Source organism: Limosilactobacillus sp., assembly GCF_051873035.1.
Classification (GTDB): domain Bacteria; phylum Bacillota; class Bacilli; order Lactobacillales; family Lactobacillaceae; genus Limosilactobacillus.
On sequence record NZ_JBJEEL010000064.1, the window covers coordinates 1 to 14,261 of the forward strand.

14 protein-coding genes are annotated in these 14,261 nt (G+C 46.4%); 1 reads left to right on the plus strand and 13 read right to left on the minus strand.

The features are described from left to right. Positions 1-194: 194 nt before the first annotated feature. The 3 genes from ACI31H_RS06690 to rpsO form a co-directional block, all read right to left on the minus strand. The gene (locus ACI31H_RS06690; RefSeq protein WP_439771210.1) at positions 195-1,103 is read right to left on the minus strand and encodes a hypothetical protein; all 909 of its coding nucleotides are present in this window, start codon (positions 1,101-1,103) and stop codon (positions 195-197) included. A gap of 69 nt (positions 1,104-1,172) precedes the next feature. Then, on the minus strand, positions 1,173-2,969 hold the full coding sequence (locus ACI31H_RS06695) for a ribonuclease J (RefSeq protein ID WP_439771211.1): 1,797 nt from the start codon (positions 2,967-2,969) through the stop codon (positions 1,173-1,175). A gap of 174 nt (positions 2,970-3,143) precedes the next feature. Continuing rightward, on the minus strand, positions 3,144-3,413 hold the full coding sequence (rpsO, locus tag ACI31H_RS06700; RefSeq protein ID WP_003711721.1) for a 30S ribosomal protein S15: 270 nt from the start codon (positions 3,411-3,413) through the stop codon (positions 3,144-3,146). A 258-nt stretch (positions 3,414-3,671) separates the two neighbouring features. Between rpsO and rpsT the strand changes: the two genes are divergently transcribed. Further along, entirely contained in the window at positions 3,672-3,926 is a 255-nt protein-coding gene (gene rpsT, locus ACI31H_RS06705) for a 30S ribosomal protein S20 (protein ID WP_283587887.1), read from the plus strand. A 130-nt stretch (positions 3,927-4,056) separates the two neighbouring features. Here the strand turns inward: rpsT and holA are convergent, their stop codons facing one another. The 10 genes from holA to typA form a co-directional block, all read right to left on the minus strand. Next, positions 4,057-5,073, minus strand: a complete 1,017-nt coding sequence (holA, locus tag ACI31H_RS06710) for a DNA polymerase III subunit delta (RefSeq protein ID WP_439771212.1) — start codon at positions 5,071-5,073, stop codon at positions 4,057-4,059. Beyond that, positions 5,043-7,316 (minus strand): DNA internalization-related competence protein ComEC/Rec2, encoded by a 2,274-nt coding sequence (locus ACI31H_RS06715; protein ID WP_439771241.1) that lies wholly within the window; start codon positions 7,314-7,316, stop codon positions 5,043-5,045. Before ACI31H_RS06715 ends, holA begins: the two co-directional genes overlap by 31 nt. Further along, positions 7,317-7,808: a ComE operon protein 2 gene (locus tag ACI31H_RS06720; protein WP_439771213.1), complete on the minus strand. Its 492-nt coding sequence runs from the start codon at positions 7,806-7,808 to the stop codon at positions 7,317-7,319. Positions 7,809-7,864: 56 nt separating this feature from the next. Continuing rightward, complete coding sequence (locus tag ACI31H_RS06725) at positions 7,865-8,506, minus strand: helix-hairpin-helix domain-containing protein (protein WP_439771214.1); 642 nt, start codon at positions 8,504-8,506, stop codon at positions 7,865-7,867. A gap of 76 nt (positions 8,507-8,582) precedes the next feature. Beyond that, positions 8,583-9,632, minus strand: a complete 1,050-nt coding sequence (locus ACI31H_RS06730; RefSeq protein ID WP_439771215.1) for a SepM family pheromone-processing serine protease — start codon at positions 9,630-9,632, stop codon at positions 8,583-8,585. After that, complete coding sequence (coaD, locus tag ACI31H_RS06735; protein ID WP_439771216.1) at positions 9,616-10,137, minus strand: pantetheine-phosphate adenylyltransferase; 522 nt, start codon at positions 10,135-10,137, stop codon at positions 9,616-9,618. The genes ACI31H_RS06730 and coaD overlap by 17 nt, the downstream gene beginning before the upstream one ends. Positions 10,138-10,141: 4 nt before the next feature. Next, entirely contained in the window at positions 10,142-10,708 is a 567-nt protein-coding gene (gene rsmD, locus ACI31H_RS06740) for a 16S rRNA (guanine(966)-N(2))-methyltransferase RsmD (RefSeq protein ID WP_439771217.1), read from the minus strand. Then, positions 10,705-10,989, minus strand: a complete 285-nt coding sequence (locus ACI31H_RS06745; protein WP_439771218.1) for a YlbG family protein — start codon at positions 10,987-10,989, stop codon at positions 10,705-10,707. The genes rsmD and ACI31H_RS06745 overlap by 4 nt, the downstream gene beginning before the upstream one ends. Beyond that, positions 10,989-12,209, minus strand: a complete 1,221-nt coding sequence (locus tag ACI31H_RS06750; protein ID WP_439771219.1) for an FtsW/RodA/SpoVE family cell cycle protein — start codon at positions 12,207-12,209, stop codon at positions 10,989-10,991. Before ACI31H_RS06750 ends, ACI31H_RS06745 begins: the two co-directional genes overlap by 1 nt. A gap of 143 nt (positions 12,210-12,352) precedes the next feature. Next, positions 12,353-14,197: a translational GTPase TypA gene (typA, locus tag ACI31H_RS06755; protein WP_439771220.1), complete on the minus strand. Its 1,845-nt coding sequence runs from the start codon at positions 14,195-14,197 to the stop codon at positions 12,353-12,355. Positions 14,198-14,261: the final 64 nt, after the last annotated feature.

Here is a 14,261-nt window from a genome sequence, read left to right on the forward strand (position 1 = left end):
GTTCTTTTTCAGCCATTAATGAAAACCTCCTGATAATTTACAAGTATAATGCCAGTCGTCCCAAAAGAATGACTGACACACCTCTATGGGTATTGTACTACTTCTTTTCGCCAATTGAAAGTTCTTATATCAAAGGCTTGAAGAAGAATTCTTAAATATCATATCAACTCTCAACCAATTTGTAAATAAAATTGCTAATCTTTTTGACTTAAATCATCAATTATCTTACTCAATTGGCCCTGAAGCTGCTCGATCGCCGGGTTTGTTGCTACTTGTTCACCCCTAATTCTGGCAATCAAGTACTGAATCCAGCCAGTTGCATCGGTAATTTTTTGCTCAATCAGGGGATAGAGAATCATCAGCTGCATCTGAAGTTCCTGGTTTGCCAACTGCAATTCACTTGGATTCTGATTACCTAATTCAGCTGCCAGACGGGCACGCAACTCGCGAACGACAGGTTGCTCATCAATTGCTAATACATCCGCCGGGACAAGTTGATATTCTTGACCATCTAACCAGCGAACCGTCACTTGTTCATCTACCCCTAGCTGGCGGAGGGTATCAACTAGCGATGCCTTAATCAACTGGTGTGTAAATGGATCCCGAAGGAGAAATTGGGCTCCCGTCAAATATTCTTGCAGTGGCAGTTGCTGGGCGTCGCTCACCCGCTCTTGTTGCTCTGCTAACGAGCAATCACCAAGATGGTAAAAGGAACGTAACCGCGTTTGTAATGTCGTCTGGTACTTTTCCCGTGCTTGGTTCTCACTGTCAACTACTAAGGATAGCAAGGGTGTTTGCCATGCCAGTGGTAATTCATTAATGAAAAGACGTGCTGCGATATATGATTGGTTATGTAAAAGCAACCGGACCGCTAATTCCGCATCCTGACGTTCACTAGTAAAAACGGCCGGTTGCTCCACAAAGTAGACAAAGGCCCGGGCAAATTGTTGTGCCTGATATAGTGCCCAAACGAGTTTTTTAGTCACTTCATCATTGGGGGCCTTATTAATCAACTCTTCCAAGATTGCCGCGGCCGCTAGCCACTGTTTCTCAGCAATTAGGTGCTGGGCCTTTTGATATTGTTTTGCCTGTTCTTCGTCCATACAGCCCCTCCTTTGAGCTACAAAGCGGGGTCGCGGCAACTTTGCCGACAACCCCACTTGCTTTAACTATTATTTACTTTGTTGATTGACCTTCTCTGCCTGGTGCTTACGCCCACGGCCACGACCGTGGTGACGTTCCTTCTTATGGTTATTTGACTTTTCTGCCTTTTTCTCACCATTGTTTGCCTTGGACTTCTTCTTAGCATGCTGGTTGATTTCCATAATGACAGGAAGAATAACCGGGTGCCGCTTCGTCTGGTCAAAGAGGAAACGGTTGAGTTTTTCGCGAACATCTTGCTTCAGGTGCCCCCAATCAAATTCCTTTTGATCCAGGTTATCTTGAACCACCTTTTCAACCAGGTCGGCACTTTGCTTCATTAGTTGCCGGTTCGTCTTAACAAAGACAAATCCCCGTGAAGTAATCTGTGGCCGCGCAACAATTTTCTTCTTTTTACGGTCAATGGTTGCCACCACGACAAAGATCCCATCTTCAGATAATACCCGCCGGTCACGAAGCACAATATTTCCAATGTCACCAATTCCGGTACCATCAATCATCGTGTTGCCGACGTCAAGGTGTTCACCAACGTGGAATTCACCATTTTCATAAACTAGTACATCCCCCTTATTAGTCAGGAAGATGTGATCAGGTGCAATTCCAACCTCTTCTGCTAGTTCCGCGTGCCGGTCTAACAACCGGTATTCACCCTGAATTGGGATAAAGTACTTCGGCTTCATGAAGTTCAGCATTAATTGCTGGTCATTCTGGTTGGCATGACCGGAAGGATTTAAGTCGTCTGAAATAAACTTAACTTCTGCCCCGGTCCGGTAAATCATATCCTTCGTCTTTTGGACCTCGGTTTCCTGCGCGTAAGATGGGGTCGTCGTAACAAAGACCAGGTCATTATCGGTAAGTTTGATCTTTGGATTATCGCCATTAGCAATTTGCTGCAGTGACTTAATCGGTTCACCCATCTTCCCGGTTTCTAAGATCACCACTTGGCTAGGGTCTAACTTATCGGCCTCTTTCATGCTAATAAGTAAGTCTTGTGGTAGCTTTAACTTACCAAGGTCCATTGCCGTATCAATGATCTGTTCAATATCACTACCAGACAAGACCAATTTACGGTTAACCGCAACCGCTGCATTAATGATTTGCTGAACCCGCATGATATTAGAAGCAACACTAGCTACAATAATTCGGCCATCTTGGTACTTAAACGTTTCTTTAATGTACTCACCAATATCTTTTTCCCGTGACGATGCGCCGGTAATCCCAGCACCAGCCGAATCACTCAGCAATGCTAGGACACCCTGAGAGCCAACCTCAGCTAGCCGTGCTAAATCGGTCTGGTAGCCCTTGGTAGCCGTTTGGTCAAACTTAAAGTCACCAGTGTAAACAATGTTTCCCTCATCCGTCTCTAAGACGATGCCCAGTGTTTCAGGGATTGTATGGGTAGTCTGGAAAAAGGAAACGGTGACGTCGTTAAAGTCAATCGCCGTTGCAGCGTCAACCACGTGAAAGTCTTTAAACTTTTTAACCTCTTTATGCTTCTTGACCGCTAACTTGGCCAGCGCAATCGTCATTTCACTACCAAAGACCGGCACATTAAAGTCCATCAGAAAATATGGTAGCGCCCCAATTGAGTCGGCATGCCCGTGGGTCAAGAAAACACCAACAATCTTATCCTTATGCTGACGAAGGTATTCCCAGTCTGGAATAACCACATCAATTCCCATCAGTTCATTTTCGGGGTACTTTAGCCCCACGTCTAAGATAAAGATCTGGTCATTAACCTCGACCGCATACATATTCTTGCCATTCTCACGAACCCCACCAAAGGGGATAATTTTAATCTTACTCATTAAATCGGCTCCTTTTATTTTAATAGCTCGCATTAGGGTAATTAACTAAGCGAATTTATTCGTCCATAATAGCTATTAACATCTTACCACATTCAATGTTGACTATGGAAACCAAAGTAAGCTAAAAAAATAAAAGCACGCCAAGCAAATGCTGGCGTGCTCTGGAAAATAGGATTAACGACGTAAACCTAATTCCTTAATCAATTCACGGTAAGCAGGAAGGTCAGTCCGACGTAAGTAAGCTAACAGGTTACGACGGTGACCGATCTTCTTCATCAGACCACGTTGTGAGTGGTAATCGTGCTTGTGTGTCCGAAGGTGTTCGTTCAGTTCGTTAATGTCAGCAGTTAAAACAGCGACTTGAACTTGAGTAGAACCAGTGTCACCTTCATGAGTTGCGAATTGCTTAATAATTTGATCCTTGCGTTCTTTAGAAAGAGCCATGATCATTTCCCACCTTTCAAATAATTAGGTCTGCCTAGTTCTAAGTACGACGTCGGTGAGGATCGCCAAACTGAGAAGAGGCAATGCCGCAATATAAGCGGTCTTTAACAATATACGGCATTTAGCGTTATTTTGCAACTCTTTAAGTGATTCTATGCCTATTGGCTTGAAACTATTGCAATGCTGGCCAGTCTTTTGTATAATGACAAATGTTGAAAATTCTGGTCAACTGAATACCGGGTAACGGAGGTGAAACTCATGCCAATTATCAAATCAGCGATTGAACGTGTTAAGACTAGTGAAAAGGCCGAAGCACGTAACGCTTCCCAATTAAGCCATATGCGGACTGCTATTAAGAAGTTCGACAAGGCCAAGCTTGCTGGTGAAGGCGACCTTGACAAGTTATACAAGGATGCTATTTCAGCAATTGACCGTGCCCACTCAAAGGGTCTTATCAAGGCTAACAAAGCAGCACGGGATAAGTCTCGTCTGTCAGCTCGTTACAACAAGTAGTGAGTTTTGTTAAGGCAACTTATCGGAGTTGCCTTTTTTCTTTCTAAAAACATACATTAAAATAACCGCTAGTATTCATTTTCGAACACTAGCGGTTATTTTTATACTCTTGGTAAACTACTTTACTATTTTAGCGACTGTACCGTAGTAAGAATAGTTGAAACAATAACTCAGGGTCACGCTGGGTCGTTTTAAGCTGTCGCTCAATTTCAATTAGTCCCAGAAAAGCATTATTGAGACTAGCCAACGTAAATTGACGAACTGTCCGTAAGCCTAGTTTTACGCGGTACGGATGAACGTTTAATTTACTGGCCATGCTCCCCTGACTAAGTCCGCGTTGGACCAGTACTTTTAGTTGAATTAGCAGCCGGAACTGGCTCACCAAAACCGCATTAATTTGTAACGGTTGCTTTTGTCCCGCTAATAACTGCTGGTAGAGTTCCAACGAGCGGACTTGGTCACGACGCAACACTGCCGTCACCAGGTCAAAAACATTATCATCTAATGACTGGGGAACTAATTCCGTCACCATGGACTTAGTAATTCGCTTCTCCTGGTAAGCCAGAATTTTAAGCTTAGTCAGGTTAGCCATCATCAATCCAAAGTCCGCATTCGTCCGCTGAACTAGCGTTTCCAAGGCATCATCATCGATCTGAAAATCGGCAGCAGATAACTGAGCAACTACCTGTTGACGCGCTGCCCGCTCATCCAACGGTGCGGCACTAACGGTCACCGCCACCTTCTTTAGTTCCTTAACGATCTTTTTACGACCATCTAGTTTCTCATAGGGTGCTAGAAAGACTAATACCGTCGAAGGTTCCGGATGAGCGAGGTAGTTAGCGAGTGAGTCAAGGTCGTGTTCAACCTTCGTCCCCTTCTTTTCAGCCGTAAAGAAATACGGTTTATTAATCAATACTAACCGGCGTTCACCAAAAAAGGGCGCCGCCATCGCATCATCTAGCGCACTCGCCACTGGTGTTACTTCCATGTCATAACGTCCCACGTTCATTACCCGTTGATCCGCCGGAATTAGTTGAAGGAAGCTATCCACCGCCGCCTGCTGGAGGACCTGCTGAGTCCCCAAAATCAGGTATACCATTGCTGGCGCTGCAGTTTTTAATTGTTTAGTGAGTTCGGTAACGTCCACCGAAGTTCATCCCCCTTTAATGTTGTCTGCCACCATCCATAATGTTTAGAAGAATACAGGTACTTGATCATTCCGTACTGCTGGGTAGACCAGGCTTTAATCTGCGCCGTTCGTAACTGGGCAACCACTTCATCACTAGGATGGTGGTAACGATTAAACCGCCCGGCTGAAATAATCCCCTGTTTTACCTCCAGCCGGCTTAAAAACTGCGGATCACTAGCCGTCTTACTGCCGTGGTGACCCAATTTAAGTACATCCGCCCGGAGCTGGGGATACTTTTCTAAAATTGCCAGTTCATTTGGCCGGTCTAAATCCCCCGTAAATAAAAAGCGCTGGCCCCCAAAGCTACCGGCTAACACCAGCGAATCCTCATTTTGCGCCTGACCCGCTCTAAAGGGATGCACAATTTGAAGCTCGGGGTCAACATTTAGTTGATCCGTTGCTGGCACTACCCGTCCTTTAAAATCACTAACCTGTAGCCGACGGATAAAAGCTGCTTGTCGTTCCATCCCTGCCGGTACCACTATCTTTGAAACCGGCATTGCTGTTAATAATGTCGGTAGATAACCGATATGATCCGCATCATGGTGGCTAAGATAAATAGTATCGATTCGGTGAATACCGTGACTTTTAAGGTAATTAACCGTCACCCGCTGGGCCAGATCAGTTCGACTAGTTACCCGGGCCCACTGTGGCTGTTTAAAGATCACCTTACCACCCGTATCAATTAGCATAACACGGCGGTTAAGCGGCGTGCGAATCAGAATACTGTCACCTTGACCGATATCAATGAAGGTAACCTCACCCGTTAACGGGAAATGAATCAGTACAAAACAGCTTAAGTACGCTAGGAGTAGTATAAACCGTTTTGGCCAATTTGCTTTTTCAACTAGCGTTAATGTCAATAAAAAGATGATAAGTGCCCCGGCAAAAGGTGGCTTGCCAAAGTGGACCTCACCAGGTAGTTGGGCACACCAACACAAAAATTGCTGGGTTAAAACAAGCGTTGAATTAACAATCCCCCCTACCAACGGACATAACCAATAGGTCGCCGCACTAATTAACACCACTGGAAAAATAGCTACCGAGAAGCAGGGAATCATTACGTAACTAGCAACCAGGCTAAGAAGATGAAATTCAAAAACATGGTATAAAATTACCGGTAAACTTAAGAGACTTAAATACCAGCACAGGCGTAGTCCATGAATCGCACGTGCAAGCACCTGAAGAGTGAGCGACAGTAAATAGCTTAGCTGGCCACCCAGGTTAAAAAGTAGGTAGGGATTCCAAAGCAGGCCAATAATAAGACTTAATCCCCACCCATCTAAGGCATCAAGCTTCAATAAATCCTGGCAGAGGGCTACCTCCGCCATTATTACCGCCCGAATTAAGCTCGTCGACCCACCACCAATAATTAGGTACAGTGGTAAGCTGACTAACAAGATCCGGTCAACCCATTCCCGCTCCAGCCACAAGTAAGTGCCTATAAAGCGAATAAGGCTCGTTAGTAAAATGATGTGCATTCCAGAAATACAGAACAGGTGGATAACGCCCAGCCGCTGCACCGCCTGTGTCAGCTTCTGATCACTAGCGGTATTACTACCAACAATGAGTTGCTGGCAGTAACCAGCTAACGGCGCCGGGAGCGTCTTGAAATAGGTAATTAGACGATACCTTAAAACGTGACACGCCTGTTGAATATTCACTACCGGACAGGCCTTAACCTGGACTACCTGTTTAACCCGTAGTTCGTTATAAATTCGGCGCTGTTGGTAATAAAAGCGGCTATCAAACTGCTGGTCATTAGTTGCCGGTAGTATTGGCTGGAGTGTCCCACTAATCCGCCAACGAGTGGGCAATGTGGGGGCCGATAGCCGCTCTAATTCGGCCTTATTCCGAACCCGGTACGTAAACGTCTCCCCCTGGCCACTATCCTGATCAATCCCGGTTCCCATAACAAGGCTACCATTGACCTGGAGATTATCCGGCATTACCAAGATCGTCTGCTCAACCGCGCGCGGCTGGGAAAGTCGCCAGCGGTTAGCCCAGCTCAAATTAAGCACCGTTACCAGGCCGACTATCCCGGTAACCAGTAGTGAAACTAACATCACCCGGGCCCGTTTTAAACAATTGATCCGCCATAACAACCACAGGAGACTAATTCCTAAGCAAAACCGTGGCTTAATGAGAAAAGTTGCGAAGAGTCCCGCCAGTAAGGACGGAAATACCCAGTAATGTCGAATCTACTTGGGGGCCACCTGTGGATCAATGTATTGACCCAGGTGGACTTCATCCAAAATATTGCTATCTAATTTAATTTGACGTAAACGGACGCCCTTCAGCTTGATTAATTTCATTGCATAGTCATCATTGTGGTAGTTACGGATGTAATTAATTTCACGAATTCCCGCTTGCAGCAAGCTCTTTGTACACTGCAGACATGGAAAATCGGTGACGTACAAGCTAGCACCATCGGTTGAGATACCAAACTTGGCACACTGCAACATGGCATTCATCTCGGCATGGATTGTCCGTACACAGTGACCATCACGAAGGTAACAGCCCTTATCGATACAGTGATCATCACCAGAGACGGAACCGTTATAGCCCCCCGCAATAATCCGCTTGTCACGAACCAGGACGGCCCCAACTGATAGACGGTTACAAGTACTCCGGGAGGCCAGTAGTGCCGCCTGAATCATAAAGTACTGATCCCAGTCAATTCGTTGTTTCATTTAATCACTCCCTTACATTAAGTTTAGTATAGCAAAAATTAATCATTAGCCAATACTTAGACAGCAACTTGATCTTTAATCTTCGCAACCGTTTTTTCACCAAAGCCCGAAACCTGCGTTAGCTCATCAACACTCTTAAATTGCCCGTGTTCTTGACGGTACGCAATTATTAAATCGGCCTTCTTATCCCCGATTCCGGTGATCTGACAGAGCTGTTCCTTACTGGCTGTATTGATATTAATCGGCGCCTTGCCGGAGGAAGTACCAGTATCACTACTAGTAGCCTGTTCACTTCCCGGCGCCGGGGCCACTTGTTCACCAACTGTTGGGATATAAACTACCTGCTGGTCAGTCAATTCTTTGGCTAAGTTGACGGCCTTCATCTCGGCATTTGGTAGTTGACCACCAGCCGCCCGCAGTGCTTCGACAACCCGCGCGCCGTGCTTAAAATAATAAATTCCGGGCTGCTTGACGGCGCCCTTGACATCGACACAGATCCGCTGGGGCTGTCTACCCGACATTGACGGCGCAGTCGGTGAAGACGAAGCAGTACTACTCATTGTAGTAGCAGCCGGCGCGTCCACAGCATGTGAACTAGTCACCCGTTGACCAATCACTACTACTAATCCAACTAGGATCACCAGTCCCATAATAATCTGAGAACGGTAAAGCTCCCACAATTCTTTTAGTTTTTCCATTAACCATCCCCCCTTAAGATAAATACGGGAGAATAATAAAAAAACTTGTGACATTTTAAAAATGTCACAAGTTTGCTTACTTCGTATTTTCCAAATAGTGAACGGCCTGTTTGAAGCTCGTCACCGGAACAACCTTCATTCCAGGGGCGTACTTTTTAGCCGTCTTTTTGGCTAGTTGATAGTTAGTCTGATGGCCTTCTTCGTATTTCAAAATTAACTTAGTCGGCTTAATGTATGGTGCAAAGAAAATTGTTGCTCCCGCCCGGTGAGCGGCAATTACCTTCTTATCAATACCACCAATTTCACCCACATGACCATCAGCATCAATTGTCCCAGTACCAGCCACCTTTCGTCCTCGCTGGAGGTCGTGACCACTGATCTGCTGGTAAATCTGGAGGGTAAACATCAAGCCGCCAGAAGGACCACCAAGTTGACCGGGATCAACGACCACCCGGGGCTTCGTCGTTACCTGCATATTGTTAGTCAGCATGATCCCAATCCCGGACCGGCTACTAGTCAACCGGACCAAGCGGTGGGTCGTGGTATGTTCATGACCGTTCCGTCGATAAGTCACTGCCAACGGGGTCCCTACCTTTTGCTTACCAATATACTTTTGGTAACCCTGGGCCGTGTTAAAGTGGTGACCATTAACCTTAGTAATCGTGTCACCGACCCGGATAGCCCCCTTAAATTTAGAATTAGGCTGTACCTGTAGGACATAGATACCCAGATACTTTTTATGAACCGGCCTGCCCGCTTGACGGAAGGCCACTGCAATTGCCTCATTAATCGAGCTTTGCATGTAAAATTTTTGAACGCGGTCAAAGGTTGCGCTACTCTGTCCGCCAGTGACATCATCGGCCTTTTCAATCGATAGGTACGGTACCATCTTGGCCATTACATATGTCGCCGGCCGGGCCTGTTGAAGGGCCACAGAGGTAATCATAAAGCTTCCCTTTCCCGGGTCTGGATGCCCCTTAATTTTGACAAAGGAGCGGAGATTACTAGCATTTCCTGGTGCTTCAATATAAGAATTCAAGGGCCACAGTAGTGCCCAACCAACAAAGAGGACCAGGGCCAGTATTACCCCAATCCACCGCAGTATTCGTCTATCTTGTCTTTTCATTGTGTTCCTTTACCTGCATTAATTGTCGTTCCTCAAGCCGCTTCTTTAGGGCCTCGTTAATGTTGGCCGGTAAGTATGCCGAGATGTCGCCACCAGCAGAGGTCACTTCTTTCAACAAACTACTGGACAGGTGCTGGTACTCTGGCTTGGCCAAAAAGAAGACCGTTTCACACTGATCATCAAGGTAGTTATTCATCGCAGCGATATCCCGTTCATACTGGAAATCATTACCATTCCGCAAGCCCCGCATCAGGTAATCCGCACCGATCCGATTCATCAGGTCAACGGTTAGTCCCTCCGCCGTAATTACGGAGACGTTGGCCAGTCCACTAGTCGCTTCCTTAACTTGGGCAACCCGTTCTTCGACCGTGAACAGTGGGTGCTTACTTTCATTAGTCATAACTGCTACGGCTAATTGGTCAAACAAAGCACTGCCCCGTTTAATCAGGTCCAAGTGTCCTAACGTCAATGGATCAAAGGTTCCTGGAAATAAAGCAACTTTCATTTTCCTACTTTTCCTCCTTTTGATAGCGGTAAATGGTCAAAAAGGTAATCCCATATGATTGGCGCTTGATAAAACTAAACGCCGCCCAATCTTCAAGTGGGAGGTGGGCAGTTTCGTCGGTTTCTGCCACAATCAGGGCCCCCGAAGATAATAGGCGCTTTTCCGCCATCGCTAGCATGTTTTTCTTAATTTGTTGTTTGGCATACGGCGGATCTAAAAAGACGAGGTCAAAAGAATAACCCTTCTTGGCCAGCACCGTCAATGCCTTATTTGCATCCATTTTAAAAACGGTAAATTGTTCCGGGTGCTTAGTGACTGCAATGTTTTTCTTAATCGTTTTAATCGCCTGATACTGGCGGTCAACTATTACGGCGGTCTCTACCCCCCGCGAAACTGCCTCGATACTGAGGCCACCACTGCCACCAAAAAGGTCAAGGCTAGTTCCCCCATCAAAGTAGGGGCCGATAATGTTGAACAAGGCCTCTTTAACCTTATCGGTTGTTGGTCGAGTGGCCATCCCGGGGACTGCACTCAACCGCCGGCCACCAAATTTACCAGATACAATTCTCATTCTTGATCATCCTCATCATGTAATCGATAAAGCCCGGTCTCCTCCAGATCCGTTAAGGTTGGATCAAGGTCCGGACGATAGGACAGTTCAATCGACCGAACCGCCCGCAATTTCTTCAAGCGTGCTGTGATTTCCGGAATCTTTTCTTGGTCAACGTACAGCACAACGTAGTGCATGCGCCGCGAAACATAACGGACCAGACCATAGTGACGAAGACTCCGCACGGCCCGGTTACTGGAGATTCGAACAATTAACGCCCGCCGTGGTGTTAATTCAAACACTACCTGCCACTTCCTTCCGTTTGAACAAAGGGATGACCAACCTGCATCCGGTCCCTATTTTGCTGCATACTAATGTTCATAATGATTCCCACCGCACTCGAAAGTACTAACATACTAGAACCACCATAAGAAATAAAGGGGAAAGTCACCCCGGTAATCGGTAAGATTCCTAAAACCCCACCGATGTTGAAGAAGGTTTCAACCATCATAAAGGTCGCCGTTCCATAGCAGATTAGGGTATGGTAAAGTGACCGGCTCCGAACTCCGACTAAGATAATCCGGCAGATCAGGCACAAGAGTACCCCTAAAATGACCGTAATACCAACGAGTCCCAATTCTTCACTGGTAATTGCCATAATAAAGTCCGTATTGGGTTCCGGAAGGTAGCCCATCTTTTGGATACTATTCCCCAGGCCGACACCAAAGACGCCCCCATTACTGATTGCGTAATAGGAATTTACTAACTGACTCCCAGAACCGCTGGCGTTACCAAAAGGGTTCATAAAGGCAATGAAGCGCTGGCTCCGGTAACCGCCATGAAAGAAGCCACTTTCGACTGCCTTTTCCATTAGGAAGTAACCAACCGTAGGGAAACCGATGATGGCCCCAATCCCGTACGCCCACCGAAAGTCACAGGCCAACATCATTACAATAATGATGGCGGCATTGATCGCAAAACCACCAGTATCCGGTTGGGCCAGGATAAGCAGCAGGAATACCAGGGCAAACAATAGTGGGCCGACCGCTGCACTCGAATCAAGGAAGTGCGCCCCCCGTTGCCGAGCACGCGCCATCCGGTCAGACAGGTACAAAATAAAGTATAATTTACAAAATTCCGCCGGTTGGAGGTTAATCGGCCCCAGCGAAAGCCAACCCTTAGCACCATTAACTGCCCGACCAACGACCAGGACAATTGCTAGCAGGAAAAACATAATAAAGGTTGAATACTTTAAAAAGCGCCGGGTCCGTAAAAACCGCATCGGTAAATTAGCAAAGAAAAAGACACAGCCAGCGCCAAGAATTGCGTAACTGGCCTGTTTGATTAGATAGCCGGTTGGACTTCCTCCATTTTGCATTTCAATTCCAGCGCTAGATGAATACACCATTACGATTCCCACCAGGCACAGGGCGAGGTATGGTACCAATAGGTAATAATCACAGTAGCGCATATTATGCCAGGCCGCCTGGAGCGGTAGCCGGCGAACGACTAACTTCTTCATTTATTGACTGCCACCTACCTAATCACTAAAATACAGAATTTATTATAACATTATTGTTTCCCACTAACTGTTAAATAATCTTTCAAATTAAAAAGGACCCTTACGAGCCATCCCCGTAAAAGTCCCCAATAGTTAACTTATTTTTACTTCCGTGTAGCGGCCTTACGACGCTTAGCAGCCTTTTCACGAGCATTCGTGTTCAGGATTTGCTTCCGTAACCGGATGTTTTCCGGAGTAACCTCACAGTATTCATCTTCATTTAAGAATTCCAGTGATTCTTCGAGTGATAAGTGAGTTGGCGTCTTGATGTGGGCCATTTCATCAGAACCAGCCGCACGAACGTTAGTCAGGTTCTTACCCTTGGTGATATTAACAGTAATATCGTTTTCACGGCTGTTTTCACCAACGATCATTCCCTCGTAAACTTCCGTACCAGGATCGATCAGTAACTTACCACGACTTTCAATCCCCATCATGGCGTAGGTAGTAGCCTTACCGGCGTTCATGGAAACCAACGTCCCCTTTTGACGACCAGGGTTCCAGTTCTTGATAACCGGAGCATACTTTTCAAAGGTATGACTCAGGATACCGTAACCACGAGTTAAGGTCATAAACTCAGTGGAGTAACCAATCAAACCACGAGAAGGAACTAAGAAGATCAACCGGGTTTGACCATTTTGGGAAGGTTCCATGTTCTTCATTTCACCCTTCCGCTTGGAAAGACTGTCGATGATTGAACCGGTGTATTCATCAGGGGTATCAACTTGAACCTCTTCAAATGGTTCGCACATTGTCCCGTCGATTTCACGGTAAATAACTTCTGGACGAGAGACAGACAACTCGTATCCTTCGCGCCGCATCGTTTCGATTAAGATGGACAGGTGTAATTCACCACGACCAGAAACAGTCCACGCACCTGGATCATCGGTATCCTCGACCTTCAGCGAAACATCAGTCTGCATTTCACGCTTCAGGCGGTCTTCCAACTGACGAGCAGTCACGAACTTACCTTCCCGACCGGCAAATGGTGAATCGTTGGTCCGGAAAGTCATCCGTAACGTCGGTGGATCAATCCGCAGTGGCGTTAATGCTTCTGGATGTTCAGGGTCAGCAACCGTTTCCCCAACGTTGATATCTTCCATACCGGAAACAGCGATCAGGTCACCGGCCTTAGCTTCCTTGATTTCCAACCGCTTCAAGCCGAAGAAACCAAAGAGTTTTGTAACCCGGAAGTTCTTCTTGGTACCATCAAGCTTCAGCACGGTAACAGTGTCACCGACCTTGATCTTACCACGGAAGACCCGACCAATACCGATCCGGCCAACGAAGTCGTTGTAATCCAAGATCGCCACTTGGAATTGAAGTGGTTCATCTGAGTTATCAACTGGTGCTGGGATCGTCTTAATAATCGTGTCAAACAATGGCTTCATCGTGTGCTTCTGCGTTGAAATGTCAGAATCATAACTAGAAGTACCATTCATCGCAGAAGTGTAGATCACTGGGAAGTCCAGTTGGTCTTCGTCGGCCCCTAATTCGATAAAGAGGTCCAGAACTTCGTCGACTACTTCTTCTGGACGGGCACCCTTCCGGTCAACCTTGTTAATAACCACGATTGGTGTCAAGTGTTGTTCGAGGGCCTTCTTTAAAACGAACCGGGTCTGTGGCATGGTACCTTCGAAGGCATCAACAACCAGCAGAACACCATCGACCATCTTCATAACCCGTTCTACTTCACCACCAAAGTCGGCGTGTCCGGGCGTATCCAAAATGTTGATTTGGTAATCACCGTACTTAACGGCCGTGTTCTTTGACAGGATAGTAATACCCCGTTCACGTTCAATGGCGTTGGTATCCATTGCCCGGTCTTCAATTGAGAAGTGTTCTGGCAACGTGTCAGATTGTTTCAACATTTCGTTGACCAACGTGGTCTTACCGTGGTCAACGTGGGCAATAATCGCGATGTTGCGAATGTCGTCACGTGTTTTCAAAGCTTGATTCTTCCTTTCATTACTATCATTCTCCTGGATAAGTATACACTCATTCGGGGTTGAT

Coding starts and splice junctions, on each gene's coding strand:
- rsmD (WP_439771217.1), bottom strand. CDS start 10,708: ATGAGAATTGTATCTGGTAAATTTGGTGGCCGGCGGTTGAGTGCAGTC.
- ACI31H_RS06690 (WP_439771210.1), bottom strand. CDS start 1,103: ATGGACGAAGAACAGGCAAAACAATATCAAAAGGCCCAGCACCTAATT.
- ACI31H_RS06725 (WP_439771214.1), bottom strand. CDS start 8,506: ATGGAAAAACTAAAAGAATTGTGGGAGCTTTACCGTTCTCAGATTATT.
- ACI31H_RS06730 (WP_439771215.1), bottom strand. CDS start 9,632: ATGAAAAGACAAGATAGACGAATACTGCGGTGGATTGGGGTAATACTG.
- ACI31H_RS06750 (WP_439771219.1), bottom strand. CDS start 12,209: ATGAAGAAGTTAGTCGTTCGCCGGCTACCGCTCCAGGCGGCCTGGCAT.
- ACI31H_RS06695 (WP_439771211.1), bottom strand. CDS start 2,969: ATGAGTAAGATTAAAATTATCCCCTTTGGTGGGGTTCGTGAGAATGGC.
- rpsT (WP_283587887.1), top strand. CDS start 3,672: ATGCCAATTATCAAATCAGCGATTGAACGTGTTAAGACTAGTGAAAAG.
- rpsO (WP_003711721.1), bottom strand. CDS start 3,413: ATGGCTCTTTCTAAAGAACGCAAGGATCAAATTATTAAGCAATTCGCA.
- ACI31H_RS06720 (WP_439771213.1), bottom strand. CDS start 7,808: ATGAAACAACGAATTGACTGGGATCAGTACTTTATGATTCAGGCGGCA.
- coaD (WP_439771216.1), bottom strand. CDS start 10,137: ATGAAAGTTGCTTTATTTCCAGGAACCTTTGATCCATTGACGTTAGGA.